The sequence below is a fragment of the Terriglobales bacterium genome (genome assembly GCA_035691485.1).
Classification (GTDB): domain Bacteria; phylum Acidobacteriota; class Terriglobia; order Terriglobales; family Acidobacteriaceae; genus JAIQGF01.
This window is the reverse complement of the sequence record DASSIZ010000117.1, coordinates 89,525-109,777: the sequence shown is the minus strand read 5'-3', so window position 1 is coordinate 109,777 and position 20,253 is coordinate 89,525. Positions and strand designations below refer to the sequence as shown.

The following is a 20,253-nucleotide window of genomic DNA, read 5'->3' as shown; positions in this document are numbered from 1 at the left end:
TCCCGACTTGCGCCAGCGGTTATTGCTGCGGCGGCGTGCGCGGCGAGGACGGCGGTTCGCGGCGCTCGTGCATGCCGTCGTGCGGCCCATCGGATCGCGGACGAGGGTGGACCCGATGGGCGGCCCTCAGCGACTCCAGCTTATGCCACTGCTCGGCGGTGAGGGTGGTGCGGACGGTGAGCGCCATCTGGCCGAGGTCCTTCACCAGGCGGGTCGCGGCCGTGGATGCATTGTCCAATTCCTGGTTGTACGCATTGCGATCGAAGGGGTCAGCGTCGAGCAGTCCTTGCAGGCGGACGTAGGATTTCAGCCCACTGGCGCCCGCGTCGATGAGAGTGAGCTTCAGATTGGTGCTGACCTGCTCGAGCTGTTTTTTCTGGGCTTCGTTTAAGCGCAGGTCATTCGCGATCTCGGGATCGTTCCACCAGTCGGACATTAAGGCGGCGGGCGGGTTCCAGTTGCCCATGAATGGCACGTCAGGCGAGGGCGGACGCGATTGCGCCTGCGCCAGCGCCGCGCTGAAGGGAACCGTTAGGATGAGGGCGAGCAACAGGAATCTCAGTTTCATGGCGAGTCACCTCAGGTTCTGTAGTCCTATACGATACGCCGCACTTGCCAGTTCTGAGAATCGTATCCGGCACGTGGCATCCCGAGGCGTGCGAGCGAACCGATGAGTGCGGATTCGCCGACAAGAAATGAAGGTTTACTGCATCCAATCGGGGAAGATGGATTTTCGCGAACATGCGGGCATCACGGGCGGAGCGCTGAAGAGATGGTTTCTCGCCCAGTTGCAGGACTCGCTGGCGGTGGCTTGCCTATGGCTGGTGGGGTTGCTGATCATCGGCGTGCCGTGGGCCCCCCTGTGGGCGGTGCTGGCGGCGGCGCTGCAGTTCATTCCGCACCTTGGCCCGGTGATGGCGTTGTGCGGTCCGGCAGTGGCGGCAGCGGTGAGCGGCGGCAGCATGCGCCTGATCTATGTCTTGATTTTGTACGCGGTGGTGGCGGTCACCGACGGACTGGTCCTGCAGCCGTACCTGATGCGGCGAACCGCGAAGGTGCCGATCTGGGCGTCAATCCTGGCGCCGATTGTGCTGGGGATGATCTTCAGTTTTTGGGGCGTGCTGCTGGCGGCGCCATTGCTGGCTGTGCTCTACGCCTACCGCGGACGCCTGCGCCAGCCGCAAGATTAAGATTCGGCGACAGTTTCTCGATCGGGAACTCGGAACAACAAAACCGCGGTACAATTGGCAGCGCGCCCCCTCGCGGGATGGACTTATATGACAGTTTGGCTAGGCCAGTTGGTAATCTCCAAAGCTACCCACAAACCCCCTGCGTTCCGTGTGCAGTATTGGCGTAACCCGAGCATGACCCCGGCCTACCTCGGTTTGGATTCCCTGGAGGACGTGCACCGGTACTTGCGGCATTGCAAGCTGAGTGACACGACGCCGGAAGCGGTACTGGAACAGCTGCGAACGAAAACGCAGGTGACCCTGAACACGATCGAGTGGGAAGAGAAGATCAGCTGATTCCGCAAGGGCGGCGTTCTTCCGTGGTTCCCGCTGCTATTGGCGTTCTGCCGCATGGTATAATCCGCGGTTGCTGCAATGTTTTTGGGCGTCAGAAGGCGCCGGGCACTCTTCTGCCCACTTCTTATTGGATCGAGGTTTCTCATGTCTGGCCATTCCAAATGGGCCACCATTAAGCACAAGAAGGGCGCGCTCGACGCCAAACGAGGCAAGATTTTCACCCGCCTGATCCGTGAAATCTCGATGGCGGCGAAGTCGGGCGGGGATCCGGACAAGAATCCGCGGCTGCGCAAGGCCATCCTGGACGCGAAAGCGGAAAACATGCCGGCGGACAACATCAAGCGCGCTATCCAGCGCGGCACTGGCGAATTGCCGGGCGCCTCCTACGAAGAGTTCAACCTGGAAGGCTACGGGCCGGGCGGGGTGGCGGTGCTGGTGGACCTCTCCACCGATAACCGCAACCGCACGGTGAGCGAGATACGTCACGCCTTTGGAAAAAATGGCGGCAATCTGGGCGAGGCGGGCTCGGTGGCATGGATGTTCCACAAAAAAGGGGACATTGTGGTCCCCAAGTCGGCGGCCAAGGAAGACGACCTGATGAACCTCGTGCTGGAAGCCGGCGGCGAAGATTTGAAAGACGACGGCGAGAACTGGGAGATCATCACCGATCCGCACGCGTTTGAGGCGGTGCTGGAGGCACTGAAGAAGGCAAACGTGACACCCACGACATCGGAGATCGCCATGATCCCGCAGAACTACATCAAGCTGGAAGGGCAGCAGGCGACCACCATGATCCGGCTGGTCGAGGCCCTGGAAGAGCAAGACGACGTCCAGCACGTGTGGTCGAACTTCGATGTGGACCTGAAGCAGTTGGAGGAAGTCGCCAGCTAAACCTGGTTCCAGTTTTCAATTTTCAGAAAGGGCCGCACCAAGCGGCCTTTTTGTGTCTGGATAAACTCAGTAGCTCTGCAAATCCGTAGACTGGGAGACTGGAAGACTGAGAGCTGGTGAGCTACTGAGCTACTGAGTTACCCATTCCGCCATCGACACGGCACTTGCGGCCCTGCTACATTCTGCACATTTCCAGGAAGAACACATGAAGAAAGTCATTGCGGTGATGGTGTTGCTGTGCGCGTCGGTGTGGGCGCAGGAAAATCCACTGCGCCAGCCGGTGTGGGAGTTGGGACCGTGGTTTGGCGGCGGCACGGGATTGGGATTTGCCTCGGAATTCAAGTTCATCGATGCCGGGGTACGCTTCGGGCGCGTGCTGACGGGCGAGTTGGGCAGCGGGCGGATGCGCGGCACGTTCGAGTGGGCGGCCGACATCATGCCGCTCTACGAGGTGCGGCAGTCCGCCTTCTACAATTCCGGGCCGCAGCAGTGGGTGTACGCCTTCGCCGCGAACCCGGTGGTGCTGAAATACAACTGGACCGGCGGGAACAAGGTAATCCCTTACTTTGCCGCCGAGGGCGGCCTGCTGTTCAGTTCCAAGGAGATTCCGCTGCCGGACACATCGAAGGTGAACTTCATGCCCGGAGGCGCATTCGGATTTTATTTCCTGCGCAGCAACCGGCAAGCGGTGGATGTGTCGCTGCACATAACCCACATATCGAACGCCAGCCTCGCCGATCATAATCCCGGCATCAACGCGACCATGCAGTTTCGGGTGGGGTATACGTGGTTTAAATAGTTCGCGGTCGGCGGTCAGCTGGCGTTGAGCAGGTGGATGGTTTCAAGCACCGCGCTCCCGACAATTTCCAGGCTTTGCGCGCTCAGCTTGTCAAGCGTGTCCTGGGCGGTGTGCCAGTAGGAATTTTGGGGGCCGTAATTGAAATCGATGAGGTCGACGACGGGAACGCCGGCTTGACCGAAGGGCAGGTGGTCGTCCGCCAGTTCGTTCGGGCGCCCGAAAAAGTGGGACTGAGACCCCAGGTTTGACGCCGCCTTGTAAACCACGTCCTGCAGCCACGGAGTTGAGTTGGAGTCGCGCTCGATGTTGAGCTCGGCGTCGCCAATCATGTCGAGCAGCAGAAAGGCCTGGATCTTTTTCAGCGTGCCGTCTTTCGCCCACTTGGCAGCGAGATGCTTGCTGCCGTAAACGGAATCCGGGGGCGTCCATCGCCGGATGGCCTCTTCGCCGTCGAACCACACCAGCCAGACACTGGAACCGTCGAGCTTCTTGCCGCGCAGTTGGCGAGCCAGTTCAAGCAGCAGGCCGGTGGAGGAACCGCCGTCGTTGGCGCCGACGAAATCCTTGCGATTGTAGAGGGTGTCGTAATGGCCGGAAACGACGATGATCCCCTCTTTCTTGCCTGGAAACTTGGCGATGAAATTTGTCATCTTCAAGCTGCCGGCGGGGGTGCTGGCGGTAAAGCTATCTTCCTGGAGATTGTCGCCCTTGAGTTCCTTGCGCAGGTACTCCTCAGTTTTGGCATGGCCGGGGCTGCCGATGTAACGGGGGCCAAACCCGACCACGTCGCGCGTGAATTGCAGCGCGCGCTGGCCATCAACGCGGGGCAGCGAGTCGGGGGCGGGTGTGGGAGCGGCTGCCGGCGCCGGTCCGGCAGCGGAGGCGGTAGAGTCAGCGCGATTGCAGGCGGCGAAGGCGAACACGATGAGAAGTGCGGGGACGATGGATACCGGCCGAAAGATCATGCGACGTACCAGTCATACAGGATAACAGGTTGATTTGGCAGGCGGCATGGGATGCCAGGTTTTGCGCTCGCGATGCCGCGCGCGCCCGTTAATCCAGTAAAATCAAATCCTCCTATGGTGACCATGGTGTCGCAGGCAGCTCCAGCGCTGACGTGGCAAGCGGCTGCCAGCATGATCGATCACACGCTGCTGAAGCCGGACGCCTCGCGCGAGCAGATCGAAAAGCTGTGCCGCGAGGCAGCGCGCTTCGACTTCGCCTCGGTGTGCGTGAATGCTTACTGGGTCCCGGTATGCGCGGCCATTCTGCGTCCGACCGCGGTCAAGGTGTGCACGGTCGTGGGTTTTCCGTTGGGAGCGACGCTGACCCGCGCCAAACAACTGGAGACGGTGGAAGCGCTGCGGCTCGGCGCCGACGAAATCGACATGGTGATGAATGTCGGAGCGATGAAGTCGGCCGATCATGCCCGGGTGGAGAACGACATCCGGGCCATTGCTCAAGTAACGCATGATGCCGGCGGGCTGCTGAAGGTGATCCTGGAAAACATCCTTCTGACGCGGGAGGAAAAGATCGCGGGATGCGAACTCTCGTTGGCTGCGGGAGCCGATTTCGTCAAAACGTCCACCGGGTTTTCGACCGGCGGAGCAACGGTGGAAGACGTGGCGCTTATGCGCCAGACGGTGGGAAACTTGGCAGGCGTCAAAGCCGCTGGCGGGATTCGCACCGCCGACCAGATGCTCGCAATGGTGGCTGCGGGCGCGGACCGGATTGGCGCGAGCGCGTCGGTGGCGATTTGCCGCAAGCTGGGAGCGCCGTACTAGCCGTGCGGCCTTCCATTCGCGTGCGCTTCTGCGTTGCTGCCTGAAAGGTCACTGCTGAAGCGGGCGAGTGGCTGATATCATCCAATTCCTGAATGTCCCGAAACATGACCACGACTGCGACCCCGGCCGCGCCCTCGCAACCTGACTGGTTGCTGATGGAAGTGGCAGAGGTGGTGAATACCACGCTCGACCTGAACACCATCCTGCGCCGGGTGGCGGAATTGGTGCGCCGGGTCATCGACTACGAGCATTTTGCCATCCTGTTGCTCAACGAAAAAACGCAGGAGCTGCGGATTCGCTTCTCCATCGGCCATCCGCCGGATGCGGTGGAGCGCTGCCGAATCAAAGTGGGGCAAGGCGTGACCGGGCTGGCGGCGCAACGCCGGGAGCCGGTGCGGGTGAACGATGTCCGTAAGACGCCGCAGTATATCGAGACCATGGCGGATGTGCGCTCGGAGCTGGCGGTGCCGCTGATCATCAAGAATCGGGTGATCGGGGTGATCGATATCGAGGCGGCGCAGCCCGGCTACTTCACCGAAGATCACCAGCGGCTGCTGTCGCTGGTGGCATCGCGCATTGCCAGCGGCATCGAGAACGCGCGCCTTTACACCCGCGTCTCGCGGCAGGCGAAGACGCTGGCGGTGCTGAATGAAATCAGCCGGGACCTGACATCGATCCTGCATTTGGATGCGCTGCTGCAGCGGGTGGGCGAGGCGGTGACGCGGCTGATCGACTACCAGATGTTCAGCGTGCTGCTGGTGAACCAGGCGGGGACGTTGCTGGAACACCGCTTCTCCCTGCGCTTCAACGAGACGGTGCAGGTCAAGCACGACATTCCCATCGGCAAGGGCCTGGTCGGCTACTCGGCGCTGAACAAGACGCCAGTGCTGGTGGCCGATGTTCACAAAGACCCGCGCTACATCAACACCAACCCGGAGACGCGCTCCGAGCTGTGCGTGCCGCTGATCTACAAGGACAAGGTGATCGGAGTGCTCGACATCGAGCACACGCGGCGCGGGTACTTCACCGATGACCACTTGCGAACGATGACAACGCTGGCGGCGCAGGTGGCGATAGCTATCGAAAACGCGCGGCTCTATGAGCGGGTGGCGAAGCAGGAGCGCCGCCTGCAAAAAGACCTGGCGCTGGCGCATGAGCTGCAATTCCGGCTGCTGCCGCATTGCTGCCCGGTAATGGGAAGCGCCGAGTTGGCGGCGAAATTCGTTCCAGCGCGCGAGATCGGCGGCGATCTTTACGATTTTTTGCAGTACGAGCGCCGGGCGCTGGTCGGCGATCAGGGCGACAAACGCAACCCGACTCTGGGCATTGCCATCGGCGATGTGAGCGGAAAGGGAGCGCCGGCGGCGCTCTATGCCGCGCTGGCGAGCGGATACCTGCGGTCGCACGCAGTGTCGCGGCCGGGAGCAGCGGAGATGCTGTCGCTGCTGAACCAGTCGCTCGGTTCACGTCGCATTGATGGCCAGTACATTTCCGTCGCGTACGCAGTCTGGGACGATCAACAGAAGCTCTTGCGAGTCGCCAATTCCGGCCTGCCGCGTCCGCTGCACTGCCGCGCTGGGCACGTCGAGCGGGTGGACAGTGTGGGCCTGCCGATAGGGTTGTTCGACAATGTGAAATACGACGAAGCGAACTATGACGCGCAGCCCGGCGACGAGTTCGTGTTTTTCAGCGACGGCGTGCTGGATGCGCAGAACCGCGAGGGCGATCAGTTCGGCGAGAGGCGCCTGGAGAGAGTGATTGCGGCGAATAGCGGGCGCAGCGCCGATGCCATCGTGACCGCGATCTTTGCCGCGGTCGCCGAATTTACCGCCGGCGAAGCTCCCTACGATGACCAGACCGTGGTCGTGCTCAAGGTCCTGGACGACTCCGGCAAACGCAAATGAGCAACCGCGCCGCGCCCGAGGGGCGACCGCCCGCGTTCGTGTATCGCAGGGACGTGCTGCACTGCGACCGGGCGAAGCTGCCGGAATTGGCCCGGAAGTACGGAACGCCGCTGTATGTTTATTCCGCCGCTGCGATCCGCGACCGCTACCGGGCCTTTGACCGCGCGTTTCGCGGCTTTCCGCACACTGTCTGCTACTCCGTCAAGGCAAATTCCAACCTGGCGCTCCTGAAAATGCTGGCGGCGCTGGGTTGCGGTTTCGACGTGGTCTCCGGCGGGGAATTGCAGCGAGTGCTGCACGCCGCTAAACCCGCGGCTAAGCGCGTGGTGTTTTCCGGGGTGGGCAAGACACGGGAGGAGATGGATGCGGCGCTAAATGCGGGCATCCTGATGTTCAACGTGGAAAGCGAGAGCGAGATGGCGGTGCTGGCAGAACGCGCCGCACGCCTGAAAACCAGGGCTCAAGTCGCATTCCGCGTCAACCCGGATGTTTCAGCGGAGACCCATCCTTACATTGCTACCGGCTTGCACAAGCACAAGTTCGGCGTGCCCATCGACTCCGCGGCCAAGCTCTACCAGCAGGCGGGGAGGGAAAAGTGGCTGGAGGTGGCGGGGGTCAGCGTGCACATCGGATCGCAGATCACGCGCGTGGAGCCATTCGGGGCAGCTATGGAGCGGGTGGCGGAACTGGTGCGCGGGCTCAAGCGCGACGGACACCGGATTCGATACGTCGATGCCGGCGGCGGCCTCGGCATCCGCTATGACGCGCAGGAACTGCCCGGGTTCGCCGATCACTCCAGGGCTTTTGCCAAGGCAGTAACGGGTCCGCTGCGCAAGCTAAGGGTGCACCTGCTGCTCGAGCCGGGGCGATCGATTGTTGGCCCGGCGGGCGCGCTGGTCGTGCGGGTGCTCTACCGGAAGTCGAACAATGGCAAGCTTTTCGTGGTCGTGGACGGAGCCATGAACGACTTGATCCGGCCTGCGCTCTACGGTGCACACCACGAGATCGTGCCGGTGGTCAGGACCAGCTTGGCGGAGCGCGACATAGTGGACATCGTGGGGCCGATTTGCGAGACGGGAGATTTTTTTGCGCGCGACCGCGAGCTCTCGCCAATCGAAGAAGGCGGGTTGCTGGCAATTCTCGACACCGGTGCGTATGGAATGTCGATCACGTCGAATTACAACACGCGTCCGCGGGCGGCGGAAGTTCTGGTCGATGGCAGCAGGACGCGGGTGATCAGGAAACGGGAAACAATCGCGGACCTGTTGAGAGACGAAACCAGGTAGGCGAAGACAAGTCGCGCCATACCAGGGCACACTTGGGACCGTGACTACTCCTTGTTCCAAACCACCCGGCCGCCCACCACCGTGGTAACTACCTTCACGTCGGGAATATTCTTCGGGTTGATGGCGAAAAGATCGTCGCTGAGGATGATGACATCGGCAAGTTTGCCGGGCGTGAGCGAGCCCTTTTCGTTCTCCTGAAATTCAGCATAGGCAGAACCCAGGGTGTAGGCCTCGATGGCCTCCGCGAGCGTGATCTTCTGTTCCGGCACCCAGCCATCGGGGTTCTTGCCGTCCAGGGTTGCGCGCGTGACGGCCGCGTACAGGGTGAGCATGGGGTTTAGCGGCGCGACGGTCCAGTCGGTGCCGAGGGCAAGCCGCACTCCGTGGTCGAGCAAGCTGCGAAAGCCGTACGTTGTCTTGATGCGCTCAGGTCCGATGCGCCGCTCCGCCCAGCGGCCGTCGTCGATGGCGTGGTAGGGCTGCACGGAGGCGATGACCTTGAGCGCGGCGAAGCGGTCAAAATCTTTTTGTGCCAGGTGCTGGGCGTGCTCGATTCGCCAGCGCCGGTCGCCATCGCCGTGGAGACGCTGAACCTCGCCGAATAGGTCCAGTGTAATGGAGATCGCCTGGTCTCCGATCGCGTGCATGCAAACCTGCAAGCCGGCATCGTCGGCATTCATCAGCCAGGAGCGGACTTTGGACAACGGCTGCATGCCTTCGGTGAGCAGGCCGCGGTTCTTCGGGTCGTCGCTGTAAGGCTGAAAGAAGTAGGCGGTTCTGGAGCCAAGCGAGCCGTCGGCGAACATTTTGAGGGCTCCGACTTGCAGACGAGATGAGCCGTAGGCATGGCGGATGCCGAGTTTGGCCTCGTCCTGCCAGCGCTCCAACGGCTGGGCAACGTAAATTCGAGAGGTGAGTTCGCCTCTCTCCTGCAGCTCACCGTAAATCCTGATGTTGTCGCCAAGATCTTCGCCCATGCCCGCCATTTCCTGCACGCTGGTGACACCCAGCACGGCGGCATAATTCAGCGCGCGTTTGGCTGCGTGCAGCAGGCGATCATGCGAAAAAGTGGGAACCTTCCTGCCCGCCAGGTCCATCGCGGCGTCTTTCAAAATTCCGGTTGGATTGCCTTGCGCGTCGCGAAGAATGGTTCCGCCGGGTGGATCAGGGGTTTGCGCGGTGATGCCGGCCAGCTTCAGCGCCATCGAATTGGCCAGGACCTCGTGACCGTCGTAGCGATTGACGAGCACCGGCGTGTGCGGTGTCACCGGGTCGATCAACTCCTTGCCCGGAAGCTGCGGCGGATTCCATTTCTCCTCGTCCCAATCGCCGCCGAGGATCCACTCTCCCTTGGGAGTATGCCGGGCGCGCTCGCCGATGCGGCGGGCGAATTCCTGGGGAGAGTCGGCGTCCTTGAGCTGGACATTGTCGAGCTGAAAGCCGCCATCCATGAAGTGAGTGTGGGCATCGTTGAAGCCAGGCAGAACAAGACGCTCGCGCGCGTCGATGACGCGGGTCCCCGGACCGCGCCACTGGTCAATGTCGGTGGCGGTGCCGACGGCGACGATGCGCTCTCCGATGACGGCGAGGGCTTCAGCGCGCGGGCGCGACCTGTCGACGGTGTAGAGCTTGCCGTTGGTGATGATCAGGTCGGCGGCGGGGCGGTTTTGGGCGACAGACAGCAACTTCATGGCAAGCAAGAGAACAACGAGAAGGGAGCGCGCTGTCATGAGGTTAAGCTGTAATGTTTCACGTCGTCATTTCGTAACTTTCGTGTGTAGGCGCAATTTATTCCGCCGATCACGACGGAATCAATCTGCTCGCTACACCGCACCCGCGAGGGCACGTGCGCCACAAAAGCAATCTTCACCGCATGCCGAGCTTCAGCTTGGTCCGCAGCACGTCGAAAAACGTCTTACGCATTCTCAGCAGAGTGGTGTGGTATTCGGACTTCCGGCACCGGATGCGGTCATCGTCCGACAAGGGGACGCCGACCTGTCCGTCGATGCTGAGGTAAGCCTCTTCGCCCGCGCTCTTCACACTGATCTCGATTTCGACTGTGTCCTTGACCACGATGGGCCGATGGGTCAGCGAGTGCGGGCAGACCGGCACGATCACCACGGCGTCCACCGAAGGCATCAGAATGGGCCCGCCGGCCGCGAGCGCGTACGCGGTCGAGCCGGTCGGGGTGGAGATGATGACGCCGTCGGCCTTGTAGTTGGAGACGAACACGTTGTCGAGATAGAGGTCGAAACTTACCAGGCGCGCGATCGCGCTCTTGTTGACGACGGCATCGTTGAGGCAGTCGTAGCTGGCCACCGCTTTGCCGTCGCGCATCAACCGGCAGTTCAGCATCTTGCGGGTTTCGAAGGAGCAGCGCTGCTGGTCAACGGCCTCTAGCGTTTCCCAAAGTTCGTCGAGCGGAACTTCCGTCAGAAACCCCAGCGAACCAAGATTGGCGCCGAGAATGGGAATGTTGTTGGGGGCAACCGCTCGCGCTGCGGAAAGCAGTGTGCCGTCGCCGCCCAGGACCAGCACGAAGTCCGGCTTCTTGTCCGCAATGTCGTTGCGCTCGATGGGGTCCAACCCGGAGACGTACGCCGCGGTTTCGCGGTCCGCCCAGACACGCTCATAGCCATGCTCGCGCAACCACTGCAGGATCTTGGGCACGAGTTGCTCGAGTTCAGGCTTTTCCGGCTTCGATACGATGGCGACGGTCTTCATTGGCAACCGGGGATTGTACAGGCTGCCGGCGGAAACGGGCTAGCGCTGCGCGTACAACAAGAATTCGTGATTGCCTTCCGTGCCCAGAATGGGCGAGTCAATCACTTCGATGTTATGCCATCCAAGCTGGTGCAGGGCGTTACGGACCTTCGCCACGGCGGCTTGCTGTGCCGCCGCATCGCGGACGATGCCACCCTTCCCAACCATCTCTTTGCCCGCTTCAAACTGCGGCTTTACCAGAACCACGATGCCGGCCAGGCTTTCTCCGGCTGCCTTGACCACGGCAGGAAGCACCAGGGTCGCGGAGATGAAGGAAACGTCCATGGCGGCAAACTCCACCGGTTCGGCGATGTCCTGACCACGCAGGTAGCGGGCGTTGGTCTTCTCCAGCAAGCGGACGCGCGAGTCCTTACGGAGGCGCAGGTCGATTTGACCGTAGCCGGTGTCCACCGCAATCACCCGTGCCGCGCCGTGCTGGAGCAGGCAGTCGGTGAAGCCGCCGGTGGAGGCGCCCACATCCATGCAGAGCCGCCCGCGGACATCGATTTGCCAGTGCTGCAGAGCGCGTTCCAGCTTCAGGCCGCCGCGGCTGACGTAACGCAGATCGTCGCCGAGTAACCGAATCGTGGCATCGGCCTCGATCGCGACGCCCGGCTTTTCGATTTTCTGCTCGTTGGCCAGCACCTTGCCGGCAAGAATGAGCGCCTGCGCTCGTTCTCGCGAAGGAACCAGGCCACGCTCGACGAGCAGCTTGTCAATGCGGGTCTTCACCGCGCCAGCGTAGCACGGGCGCTACGCCGCGCGTTTCTCCTGCGCCCGCCGCGGCCGGACAAAGATCTGGCCGTCGCGGACCTCGGCATCGAAGATTTCGATGGCGTCCTTCGCCGGACCGCTCTCCACCCCGCCGGTATGGACATTGAACTGCGACCCGTGCCAGGGACACTGCACCGTGCATCCGATGAGCGCGCCGTCAGAGAGCGGCCCGCCGGAGTGGGTGCAACGGTCGGAAAAAGCGACGATGCCTTCGGAACAGCGGCCGACGGCGACGCGGGTTCCGGTGATGTCGGCCAGTAGGAGTTGCCCCTCCGCCAGTTCGTCGGCTTTGCATAGCGGCTGGTCCCACCGCGTAAGTTCCACCTCGCGGTACTTGCCGGCATTCGCGTAACGGTGATCCACCGCGATCTGGTTGCGATAGACAAGAGTGCCGCCCAGCCATCCGGAGATGGCAAGCGCAACGATTCCGATGGCGGAAAGAAGCAGAGACAGCCCATCCGGTGCGGTGGCGGGGCCGGCCCGGTGCGCGGCGACCGCAATGAAGAGCGCAATCACCACGACGTTCAGCACCGCGTGCTTGTAACCGCGGCTGCGCCCACTGGAGTTGGGAGGCACCACGGAAAACAAATCGATCGCGCCCGGAATGGCCGCCAGTCCGCCGCCGCACAATCCGGCGATGATGCAATACCATGCCGCCGCCCACAGGGCCGAGTTGCCACCCAGAACTCCGATGACGTCGAAGACGAAGCTGGTGATGAATAACCCGATCGGAAATGCGACCAGGAATGGATGGACCGGATGCGACTTGATTTGTGCACGCGCGCGCATAAAGCCTCCCCGAACTGCCTCTTTAGTGTGACGTTCATTGTGCCGGGCAGGATGGCCGAACAACAGGGTTCCGGCGCAGCTTGCTTGCGCGCGCCCGCGGCCAGAGCGGCAGTGACTAGCTCTTTTCCGGGATTTCCTTTCTAATCGGCTGCTGGCCGCGCGGAACTGGCGGCTGAAAACTTCATGAACGAACTCGGCTTCTGGATCGCGTTCAACGTCTTCGTCGTGGTTATGCTGGTGCTGGACTTGGCGGTGTTTCACCGCAAGCCCCACGCCATACGTTTTCGCGAAGCGGCCGGGTTCAGCGTCATGTGGGTCGTGATGGCGGCCGCTTTTGCCGCGTTCGTCTTTTACTGGCGCGGGCGCGCCACCGCGCTCCAGTTCGTGACCGGATACGTGGTAGAGGAATCGCTGAGCGTCGATAACCTGTTCGTATTCCTGCTGATCTTCCGCTACTTCCGTGTCCCTTCGCATTACCAGCACAAGGTGCTGTTCTGGGGCATACTGGGCGCGCTGATCATGCGCGGCGTATTTATTCTTGCCGGCGTGAGCCTGATACAGCGCTTCCACTGGATCATTTACGTCTTCGGCGCATTCTTGGTTTACACCGGGCTGCAATTGCTCCGGCAAGGCGAGCGCGACATCCACCCGGAGCAGAACCCGGTGCTCAAGCTTTTCCGCCGCTGGGTGCCGGTGACGCCTGACTACGTCGGCGGACGCTTCACGGTGCGCAACCCGGGGCTGTTTGCGACCCCGCTGCTGGTGGTCCTGATCGTGGTGGAGACCACCGACGTGCTGTTTGCGGCCGACTCCATTCCCGCGGTGCTGGCGATTACCCGGGACCCATTCATCGTGTACACCTCGAACGTCTTCGCAATCCTGGGGCTAAGGTCGCTCTATTTCGCGCTGGCGGGGATGATGGAGGCGTTTCAGTTCCTGCACTACGGACTCTCGGCGATCCTGGTGTTCATTGGGGTGAAGATGCTGATTTCGAGTCACTACGAGATCCCGACCGAGTATGCGCTGCTGGCGGTAGGCGCGGTGCTGGCTTTGTCGGTGATAAGTTCCTTGGCAATTCAACCGAAAAAAAAGCCCAAGCACTAGAGCGCAACGACTGCGTCCGCTCGGAACGTGCGGTGGCTCACCACACCCGGCATCGATCCGCAGGCGCCATCGGCTGCCCAGTCTGGCATCGGAATGCCTGCTGGAATTCCGGCATGTTGCGGACGACGCCGTTGGTGCGGTACTTAGGCGGGGAGTGCGGGTCCGTGATGGCGCGCATGCGCGCTACCTCAGGACGCTGGTTGGAGCACCAACTCTGGGCGTAGCCGATGAAGAAGCGCTGCTCCGGCGTCAGGCCGTCCACCGGCTGAAGGTTTTGTCCGCGGGTCTGATCGCGCCATGCCATGTAGGCGAGGATGAGGCCGCCGATATCGGCGACATCTTCGCCCAAGGTCAGCTTGCTGTTGATCTTGATATCGTCCACGACGGTGTACTGCGCGTACTGGCTGGCCACACATTGCGCGCGGCGCTCAAATTCCGTAGCGTCCTGCGGCTGCCACCAGTCGCGCAAATTCCCCGCTGCGTCGAACTGCCGTCCTTCGTCGTCGAAGCCGTGCGTGAGTTCGTGGCCGATGGTGCCACCGGTGTCGCCGTAATTGGGAGCGTCGTCCATCTTAGGATCGAACAGGGGAGGCTGGAGTATGCCGGCGGGAAAATTGATGCTGTTGTTCTGGGTGTCGTAGTAGGCATTGACCGTCGGCGTGGTGATGTACCACTCGGTTCGGTCCACGGGTTTGCCGATCTTGTGGAGCTGGCGCATGAACTCAAAGGCGTTGGAGCGCTCGCCATTGCCGAGGGCGTCACCACGCGCTATTTGTAGCGCCCTGTAGTCGCGCCATTTGTCGGGATAGCCGATCTTATTGACCACGGCATGAAGCTTGGTGAGCGCCTGCTGCTTGGTGGCTTCCGACATCCATGTGAGTTGTTGGATATCGCGCGCCATGGCCTGCTCGATCTGCTCGACCATTCTGCGGGCGCGCTGCCTGGCCTCGGCGCTAAAGGCGATCTCCACGTAGGCTTGGCCCAGGGCCTCGCCGAGGGCGCGGTCGGTGTAGCGCACGCACCGTTTCCAACGTGCCTGCAGTTCGCGCGCTCCGGTCAAGGTGCGGCTGTAGAAGTTGAAGTCCTCGTCGACAAACGCCGTCGACAGCCAGCGCGCCTGGGCATGGACCAGGTGCCAACGCAAGTAGGCTTGCAGCGCCGGCAGCGGTTCGCTCATGATCACCGCCTCCATGGCTTTAATGAAATCCGGCGCAGCCACATTGAGCGCTTGGACCTTCTGCAGCCCCAGCGCGCCGAAATAGCGTTCCCATGGGAATGTCGGGCTGAGCGCCTGAAGTTGCTGCAGCGACATGCGGTGATAAACGGCGTTGGGATCGCGGCGTTGAACGCGGCTCATCGAACCTTTGGCGAGGGCGGTCTCGATGCGCAGGACGGCCTGGGCGTCGGAAGCGGCGGCCGGCGCCGCCTCCCCGGCAAGCTCGAGCATTTTTTGCACGTGCGCCACGTACTGAGGCCGCAGCTCTTGCGACTTGGCATCCTCCTTGAGGTAGTAATCGCGGTCGGGAAGGCCAAGGCCGCCCTGGTCGACTTCCGCGATTACTTCCTCGGAATTTTTCGCGTCCTGCGTAGAACCGAAACTGAACAACGGCGCCTGGCCGAAATAAATTCCGATGTCGGTGGGATGTGCGTGCGAAAGATAGTCGGCGAGATCGCTTTTCGCCCGCAGCGCGGCGATGGCGGCGAGATCGGACTTGAGGGCGTTCGCGCCAGCGGCGTCCACCGCCTTCTGATCGATGCAGGAAGCGTAGAAGTCGCCAATCTTCTGCTGGATCGGGCCGCGGTGCGGATCGGGGGCCGCGGCATTTTCCAGGATCAGTCGCAACAGCTCCCGGTTGTCCTCCTGCAGCTTCGCGGTCACGCTCCACGATGATTGATCCGCCGGAATCGAGTTCTTCTTCTGCCAGCCGCCACAGGAATAAGCGTAGAAATCAACACAGGCGTCGGCGGTTTTGTCCATCGCGGCGGGATCAAGACCGGGAGCGTAGGTGACCGGCATGGACTTCGCGGGCGCTGGAGCCGCAGGCCTCGGCGCTGGATGCTGTGCCGCCGGCGCTGGCTGCTGGGCCCAACCGCCGATAGAAATCAGGAGCAGGCAAAGAATTCTTCTTGACGCTTGCATGAGCATGACTTTCCTGTTGCATCGCAATGAAATTCTGCCGTCACGGAAGTCGAACCGCGAGCGGCTATTCAAACCGGATCTGCTCGCCTTTGACGACGGAGTGTTTCTTGAACTTTGCATCGTTGGGTAGAGGATAATCCGTGCGATATTGCGCGCCGCGGCTTTCCTCTCGCGCCAGCGCGGAGCGCGTGATCAACAACGCCACCTGGTGAATGTTGGCGGCCTGGCAGCCATTCCGGGAGTGCGGCCAAATGGCTTGCAGCCTGTGCAGTTCGTGGATCGCGTGCTTGAGGTGAGAGCCGATGCGGACGATCCCCACCTGCCGCCACATCAGATCCCGGATTTGCTGCACGATGTCGGCGGCGGCAGCCGGAGCCGTTTCATTTGCGATCTCCGGCGCGGAGTGATGGGAGCCGGCGTGGGGCTTGGGCTGACGCAATTGCTCGCGCATGATCTTGGCTGCACGCGCTCCGAAGACGAGGCCCTCGAGAAGGGAATTGCTTGCCAGCCGGTTGGCGCCGTGCACGCCGGTACAAGCTGCCTCGCCCGCCGCAAACAGTCCGGGCAGGCTTGTACGACCATCCAGGTCCGTGCGCACCCCGCCCATGGCGTAGTGAGCGGCAGGACGCACCGGCACGAGGTCGGTGGTGATGTCCACGTTATATTCGAGGCAGGTTTTGTGGATCCGCGGAAAATGCGATTCGATTTTCTTCGGATTGAGGTGGGTGAGGTCGAGATAAACCACCGCATTCTCCGACTTGACGAGCCCGATCTCGTGCGCGATGGCGCGCGCCACCACGTCGCGGGGTGCGAGTTCGGCGAGCTCGTGATACTTGGGCATGAAACGCACCAGTTCCATGTTGCGGAGATAGGCGCCTTCGCCGCGCAACGCCTCGGAGAGCAGGAAACGGGGAGCGCCCTTGACGTAAAGCGCCGTGGGATGGAACTGCACGAATTCCATGTCGCTGATCTCCGCCCCCGCGCGCCAGGCCATGGCGACGCCGTCGCCGGTCGCCACGCCGGGATTCGTGGTTTCACGATAGATCTGGCCCAGGCCGCCGGTGGCGAGCAGCACCGCCGAGGCGTGCACTTCCTTGCGCTCGCCCTTTTCGTTCATGACCTCGATTCCGGCCACGCGGCCGTCATGCAGGCAGAGCTCGGTGGCAAACTCGAATTCCAACAGCGAGATATTCTTGAGGGCCTTGGTTTTGAGCCACAGGGCGCGCCCGATCTCGCGTCCGGTGGAATCTCCGTGCGCGTGCAGGATGCGGTTGCGGCTGTGCGCTCCCTCGCGCGCGAACACCAGCTTGCTGCCGGCACGGTCGAACTCGGTGCCCCAGGCAATGAGTTCCTCGATGCGCTCCGGGCCTTCCTCCACCAGCACGCGGGCGGCGGCTTCGTTGCACAGCCCGGCGCCGGCGTTGAGCGTGTCCTGGAGATGGAGGCCGATTTCGTCCTCATCGCTGAGCGCGGCGGCAATGCCACCCTGGGCGTATTGCGTGGCGGATTCGGTCAGTTCGCGCTTGGCTAAAACCAGCACCCGACCGACGGGGGCCAGGTCGATGGCGGCCCGCAGCCCGGCGATACCGGCTCCGACGACAATGAAATCGGTTTCGTGAGGAACGGATTTCATGAACGGACGATGTTACATCCTCGCCCCAGTTACGTCAGCATCACGCGCCTGGCCGGGCGGGAGCGGGTCCAAAAGTGGACTGCTACGGCCCGCCCGCAGCAACCTCGCGCGTGCGTTATCATGGAAGGGTGCGGCAAGTCGAAGTCAAACTTCCCTCCAATCCGTACACCGTCACCATTGAATCCGGGCTGCTGACGCGTGCCGGCGAGCTGCTCCGGTCGCTCCTGCCCGATCGCTCGCGGTTTGTCGTGGTCACGGTTCCTCCGGTCAAGAAGCTGTGGGCCGACACTCTGACCACATCCCTCGCCAATGCCGGGTTGCCGCACACCGTTCTGGAAATGCCGGACGGCGAGCGCGCCAAGACACTGGAAACGGTGCGTGACCTGGCCACCAAGCTGGTGCGGCGCGACGCCGATCGCAAGTCGGTGGTGATCGCGCTGGGCGGCGGCGTGGTGGGTGACGTGGCGGCTTTCGTGGCCTCCATCTACATGCGAGGCATCGACGTGGTGCAAATTCCCACCACCTTCCTGGCCCAGGTGGACGCTTCCATCGGCGGCAAAACCGGGGTCGACCTTCCCGAGGGCAAGAACCTGTTGGGAACATTTCATCAGCCGCGCGCGGTGCTCGTCGATCCCGGAGTGCTGGGAACAGTCGGGGAGCGCGAATTTCGCGCCGGCTTGTACGAGGCCATGAAGTGCGGCATCATACGACGTCCAGACATCTTCGAATTCATGGAGCAAAATCGCGAACGGGTCTTGCAGCGCGACCCGGCGGCGCTGGAATGGCTGATCGCGGAATGCGTGCAGGTGAAAGCGGACGTGGTGGCCGCCGACGAGCGCGAGTCGGGTCTGCGCCGCATCCTGAACTTCGGGCACACCGTCGGCCATGCTCTGGAGGCGGAAACCGGCTACAAGCAATTCTTGCATGGGGAAGCCGTGGCCTGGGGCATGGTGGCCGCTTCCATGATCTCCGCCGCGATGCAAATGTCAGATTCGGAAACCGCGCGCCGCATCATTTCGTCTGTGCTCGCCTACGCGTCTCTGCCCAAAGTAGAACCGCGCGGCAAGCGCATCGCGCGGCGACTGGCGCATGATAAGAAAACAATGAATGGAGTCGTGCACTTCGTGCTGCCCATCGAAGTCGGCAAGGTGGAGATCGTTCCCGACGTTCCGGAGCGTGCCGTGGTGCAGGCGGTCGAAGAGCTTCGGTACCTGTCACAGGCGTAACCATGGCGGTGACTTGCGCATCCGAGGTGCCTCGGGCATTTTTCTTGCGGAGGCGCCATGTCCCCCGCTTTGATCAAGCTGCTGTTCCTGGCCGCGCTGCTCGTGATCTGGACACTGTTCGGCAAACGCATCGTTGCCATGTTCCTGGTGCGCAGCGCCTCCCAAGGCGCGCTCAACCATGTCGGAAAGAAGGCGATCGAGTCGCAGCCTGACTTCGTCAACCTGGCGCGCGACGAATTTCCCAAGTTCAGCAATGCGGCAGGCATTGACGAGTTGAAGAACCCGCTGCTGGCGTCCGGGTTCGACTACGTCGGCACGTTTAACGTGGACAAGATGCCCGGGGTGAAGGTGGTCGTTCTGGCCAAGCCGGACGATTACGTTACCGCGCATATCTACGAGCATCCCAGGGCCGGCATCTGGATCGAACTGGTGACGCGCTACCAGGACGGCAGCAGCCACTCGTTGACCACTCTGCCTGCGACCGGCATCCAGCTTCCGCCCTTCGTGCAGACTATTCGCGCCCCCAAGGCGCCGGCCCCAGTCCTGGTAAAGATGCTCATGAGCGGGCGTCACGCCGGAGAGATGAAGCGCGTCGGCGTGTCGGAGGCAGTCCAGGAATTCGAGCAGAACTATGCCAAGTACATCCTGTGGCAAAAGAACAAGGGAATGACGACTGCTGAGATGGCTCAGATCGTGCAGAAGTGGGCCGAGCAGAAACTGCCCAGCCAGGTGCACAGCGCGCGAGCATAGAATCAGAGCGCCGGAATATGGCCCGGATTTCTGCGCCAGCCAAAGAACAGAAAAGCCACCTCAGGCCAGCCGCAATTTTGCCGTCCTCCTTGTCCTCTGTGGTTAACTACTGCACATGGCGGATTCCACGAAGCCGGTGACAGGCGCGTCGCCTGCCGGCGCAAAAGACCGGCAGCAGGCCGCCACCGCAGTGCGCGAAATGTTCACCTCTATCGCGCCCCGCTACGACCTGCTGAACCACCTGCTTTCGTTCAACATCGACCGCCTCTGGTGGCGCCGCGCCGCGCGCACCTTTCGCCATATCCTGCAGCGGCCGGAGGCGCGGGCGCTGGACCTGTGCTGCGGGACCGGAGACATGGCCTTTGCCCTGCTCCGCGCATCGCGGCGGAAAGTCCAAATCGTAGGCGCTGATTTCTCTCATGCCATGCTGGTGCGGGCGGCGCGGAAATCGCGCGGGACTTCGCTGCGCTGGCTGGAAGCGGACGGGCTTCGCCTGCCCGTGCCGGACAGCAGCTTCGACCTTGTCACCTCGGCATTCGGCTTCCGCAATCTCGCCGATTACGACGCCGGCCTGCGCGAAATCTTCCGCGTGTTGCGGCCCGGCGGGGAAACTGGGATCCTTGATTTTGGAGAGCCCTCGGGGATGATCGGGAGCGTGTACCGCGTTTACTTCAAGCGCGTGCTGCCCGCGGTGGGAACGCTGATTTCGGGCGTGAAGGGCCCCTACGCCTACTTGCCGTCGTCGGTGGAGCGGTTTCCTTCGCCCAGCGAAATGCTCGGGCAGATGCGGGCGGCGGGGTTCAGCGAAGTCACGTGGACGCCGTACACGTTTGGGATTGCAGGGCTTTACCGCGGAAAAAAGCTTTAAATCTGCGTTAATGAGA

At 62.2% G+C, this 20,253-nt stretch carries 19 protein-coding genes; 11 read left to right on the top strand and 8 right to left on the bottom strand.

Translation table 11 applies throughout. The features are described 5' to 3' along the window. Nucleotides 1-19: 19 nt before the first annotated feature. Complete coding sequence (locus tag VFI82_15300; protein HET7186051.1) at nt 20-568, bottom strand: hypothetical protein; 549 nt, start codon at nt 566-568, stop codon at nt 20-22. 127 nt (nt 569-695) lie between these two features. On the opposite strand from VFI82_15300, the gene VFI82_15295 reads away from it, so the two are divergent. From VFI82_15295 to VFI82_15280, 4 genes are all read left to right on the top strand, one after another. After that, nucleotides 696-1,190 carry an AI-2E family transporter gene (locus VFI82_15295; GenBank protein ID HET7186050.1) on the top strand — a complete coding sequence of 165 codons (495 nt, stop codon included), beginning with the start codon at nt 696-698 and terminating at the stop codon, nt 1,188-1,190. A gap of 174 nt (nt 1,191-1,364) precedes the next feature. Next, on the top strand, nt 1,365-1,526 hold the full coding sequence (locus VFI82_15290; GenBank protein ID HET7186049.1) for a hypothetical protein: 162 nt from the start codon (nt 1,365-1,367) through the stop codon (nt 1,524-1,526). Nucleotides 1,527-1,670: 144 nt separating this feature from the next. Beyond that, the gene (locus VFI82_15285) at nt 1,671-2,417 is read left to right on the top strand and encodes a YebC/PmpR family DNA-binding transcriptional regulator (GenBank protein HET7186048.1); all 747 of its coding nucleotides are present in this window, start codon (nt 1,671-1,673) and stop codon (nt 2,415-2,417) included. A 205-nt stretch (nt 2,418-2,622) separates the two neighbouring features. Continuing rightward, nucleotides 2,623-3,216 (top strand): acyloxyacyl hydrolase, encoded by a 594-nt coding sequence (locus tag VFI82_15280; GenBank protein HET7186047.1) that lies wholly within the window; start codon nt 2,623-2,625, stop codon nt 3,214-3,216. Between the two features lie 14 nt (nt 3,217-3,230). On the opposite strand, the gene VFI82_15275 is transcribed toward VFI82_15280, so the two are convergent. After that, nucleotides 3,231-4,181, bottom strand: a complete 951-nt coding sequence (locus VFI82_15275) for a M28 family peptidase (GenBank protein HET7186046.1) — start codon at nt 4,179-4,181, stop codon at nt 3,231-3,233. 114 nt (nt 4,182-4,295) lie between these two features. Between VFI82_15275 and deoC the strand changes: the two genes are divergently transcribed. From deoC to lysA, 3 genes are all read left to right on the top strand, one after another. Then, complete coding sequence (deoC, locus tag VFI82_15270; protein ID HET7186045.1) at nt 4,296-5,000, top strand: deoxyribose-phosphate aldolase; 705 nt, start codon at nt 4,296-4,298, stop codon at nt 4,998-5,000. Between the two features lie 104 nt (nt 5,001-5,104). Next, on the top strand, nt 5,105-6,904 hold the full coding sequence (locus VFI82_15265; GenBank protein ID HET7186044.1) for a GAF domain-containing protein: 1,800 nt from the start codon (nt 5,105-5,107) through the stop codon (nt 6,902-6,904). Continuing rightward, complete coding sequence (gene lysA / locus VFI82_15260; protein ID HET7186043.1) at nt 6,901-8,190, top strand: diaminopimelate decarboxylase; 1,290 nt, start codon at nt 6,901-6,903, stop codon at nt 8,188-8,190. Before VFI82_15265 ends, lysA begins: the two co-directional genes overlap by 4 nt. A 44-nt stretch (nt 8,191-8,234) precedes the next feature. Here lysA and VFI82_15255 read toward each other — a convergent pair whose 3' ends face one another. The 4 genes from VFI82_15255 to VFI82_15240 form a co-directional block, all read right to left on the bottom strand. After that, a complete protein-coding gene (locus tag VFI82_15255) occupies nt 8,235-9,881 on the bottom strand; it encodes an amidohydrolase (GenBank protein ID HET7186042.1) in 1,647 nt (548 codons plus the stop codon). A 175-nt stretch (nt 9,882-10,056) separates the two neighbouring features. Continuing rightward, nucleotides 10,057-10,914 (bottom strand): NAD(+)/NADH kinase, encoded by an 858-nt coding sequence (locus VFI82_15250; protein HET7186041.1) that lies wholly within the window; start codon nt 10,912-10,914, stop codon nt 10,057-10,059. Between the two features lie 39 nt (nt 10,915-10,953). Beyond that, a complete protein-coding gene (locus VFI82_15245) occupies nt 10,954-11,685 on the bottom strand; it encodes a TlyA family RNA methyltransferase (protein HET7186040.1) in 732 nt (243 codons plus the stop codon). Between the two features lie 21 nt (nt 11,686-11,706). Beyond that, a complete protein-coding gene (locus tag VFI82_15240; GenBank protein ID HET7186039.1) occupies nt 11,707-12,516 on the bottom strand; it encodes a DUF2231 domain-containing protein in 810 nt (269 codons plus the stop codon). Nucleotides 12,517-12,699: 183 nt separating this feature from the next. Here VFI82_15240 and VFI82_15235 point away from each other — a divergent pair, with 183 nt between their 5' ends. Then, nucleotides 12,700-13,620 (top strand): TerC family protein, encoded by a 921-nt coding sequence (locus tag VFI82_15235; GenBank protein ID HET7186038.1) that lies wholly within the window; start codon nt 12,700-12,702, stop codon nt 13,618-13,620. A gap of 37 nt (nt 13,621-13,657) precedes the next feature. On the opposite strand, the gene VFI82_15230 is transcribed toward VFI82_15235, so the two are convergent. Together VFI82_15230 and nadB are read right to left on the bottom strand one after the other, a co-directional pair. Continuing rightward, nucleotides 13,658-15,637 carry a M13 family metallopeptidase gene (locus tag VFI82_15230; protein HET7186037.1) on the bottom strand — a complete coding sequence of 660 codons (1,980 nt, stop codon included), beginning with the start codon at nt 15,635-15,637 and terminating at the stop codon, nt 13,658-13,660. Nucleotides 15,638-15,824: 187 nt separating this feature from the next. Further along, nucleotides 15,825-17,393, bottom strand: a complete 1,569-nt coding sequence (nadB, locus tag VFI82_15225; protein HET7186036.1) for an L-aspartate oxidase — start codon at nt 17,391-17,393, stop codon at nt 15,825-15,827. Between the two features lie 74 nt (nt 17,394-17,467). Between nadB and aroB the strand changes: the two genes are divergently transcribed. The 3 genes from aroB to ubiE all read left to right on the top strand — a co-directional run bounded on the left by aroB (nt 17,468) and on the right by ubiE (nt 20,237). Further along, nucleotides 17,468-18,619: a 3-dehydroquinate synthase gene (gene aroB / locus VFI82_15220; GenBank protein ID HET7186035.1), complete on the top strand. Its 1,152-nt coding sequence runs from the start codon at nt 17,468-17,470 to the stop codon at nt 18,617-18,619. Between the two features lie 57 nt (nt 18,620-18,676). After that, nucleotides 18,677-19,369, top strand: coding sequence for a hypothetical protein (locus VFI82_15215; protein ID HET7186034.1), 693 nt, complete (start codon nt 18,677-18,679; stop codon nt 19,367-19,369). Between the two features lie 115 nt (nt 19,370-19,484). Beyond that, nucleotides 19,485-20,237, top strand: a complete 753-nt coding sequence (gene ubiE, locus VFI82_15210) for a bifunctional demethylmenaquinone methyltransferase/2-methoxy-6-polyprenyl-1,4-benzoquinol methylase UbiE (GenBank protein HET7186033.1) — start codon at nt 19,485-19,487, stop codon at nt 20,235-20,237. Nucleotides 20,238-20,253 lie beyond the last annotated feature (16 nt).

What these genes read in the sequence shown, in the direction of transcription:
- VFI82_15300 (HET7186051.1), bottom strand. Translation starts at nt 568, where the DNA reads ATGAAACTGAGATTCCTGTTGCTCGCCCTCATCCTAACGGTTCCCTTC.
- VFI82_15295 (HET7186050.1), top strand. Translation starts at nt 696, where the DNA reads ATGAAGGTTTACTGCATCCAATCGGGGAAGATGGATTTTCGCGAACAT.
- VFI82_15290 (HET7186049.1), top strand. Translation starts at nt 1,365, where the DNA reads ATGACCCCGGCCTACCTCGGTTTGGATTCCCTGGAGGACGTGCACCGG.
- VFI82_15285 (HET7186048.1), top strand. Translation starts at nt 1,671, where the DNA reads ATGTCTGGCCATTCCAAATGGGCCACCATTAAGCACAAGAAGGGCGCG.
- VFI82_15280 (HET7186047.1), top strand. Translation starts at nt 2,623, where the DNA reads ATGAAGAAAGTCATTGCGGTGATGGTGTTGCTGTGCGCGTCGGTGTGG.
- VFI82_15275 (HET7186046.1), bottom strand. Translation starts at nt 4,181, where the DNA reads ATGATCTTTCGGCCGGTATCCATCGTCCCCGCACTTCTCATCGTGTTC.
- deoC (HET7186045.1), top strand. Translation starts at nt 4,296, where the DNA reads ATGGTGACCATGGTGTCGCAGGCAGCTCCAGCGCTGACGTGGCAAGCG.
- VFI82_15265 (HET7186044.1), top strand. Translation starts at nt 5,105, where the DNA reads ATGACCACGACTGCGACCCCGGCCGCGCCCTCGCAACCTGACTGGTTG.
- lysA (HET7186043.1), top strand. Translation starts at nt 6,901, where the DNA reads ATGAGCAACCGCGCCGCGCCCGAGGGGCGACCGCCCGCGTTCGTGTAT.
- VFI82_15255 (HET7186042.1), bottom strand. Translation starts at nt 9,881, where the DNA reads ATGAAGTTGCTGTCTGTCGCCCAAAACCGCCCCGCCGCCGACCTGATC.
- VFI82_15250 (HET7186041.1), bottom strand. Translation starts at nt 10,914, where the DNA reads ATGAAGACCGTCGCCATCGTATCGAAGCCGGAAAAGCCTGAACTCGAG.
- VFI82_15240 (HET7186039.1), bottom strand. Translation starts at nt 12,516, where the DNA reads ATGCGCGCGCGTGCACAAATCAAGTCGCATCCGGTCCATCCATTCCTG.
- VFI82_15235 (HET7186038.1), top strand. Translation starts at nt 12,700, where the DNA reads ATGAACGAACTCGGCTTCTGGATCGCGTTCAACGTCTTCGTCGTGGTT.
- VFI82_15230 (HET7186037.1), bottom strand. Translation starts at nt 15,637, where the DNA reads ATGCCGGTCACCTACGCTCCCGGTCTTGATCCCGCCGCGATGGACAAA.
- nadB (HET7186036.1), bottom strand. Translation starts at nt 17,393, where the DNA reads ATGAAATCCGTTCCTCACGAAACCGATTTCATTGTCGTCGGAGCCGGT.
- VFI82_15215 (HET7186034.1), top strand. Translation starts at nt 18,677, where the DNA reads ATGTCCCCCGCTTTGATCAAGCTGCTGTTCCTGGCCGCGCTGCTCGTG.
- ubiE (HET7186033.1), top strand. Translation starts at nt 19,485, where the DNA reads ATGGCGGATTCCACGAAGCCGGTGACAGGCGCGTCGCCTGCCGGCGCA.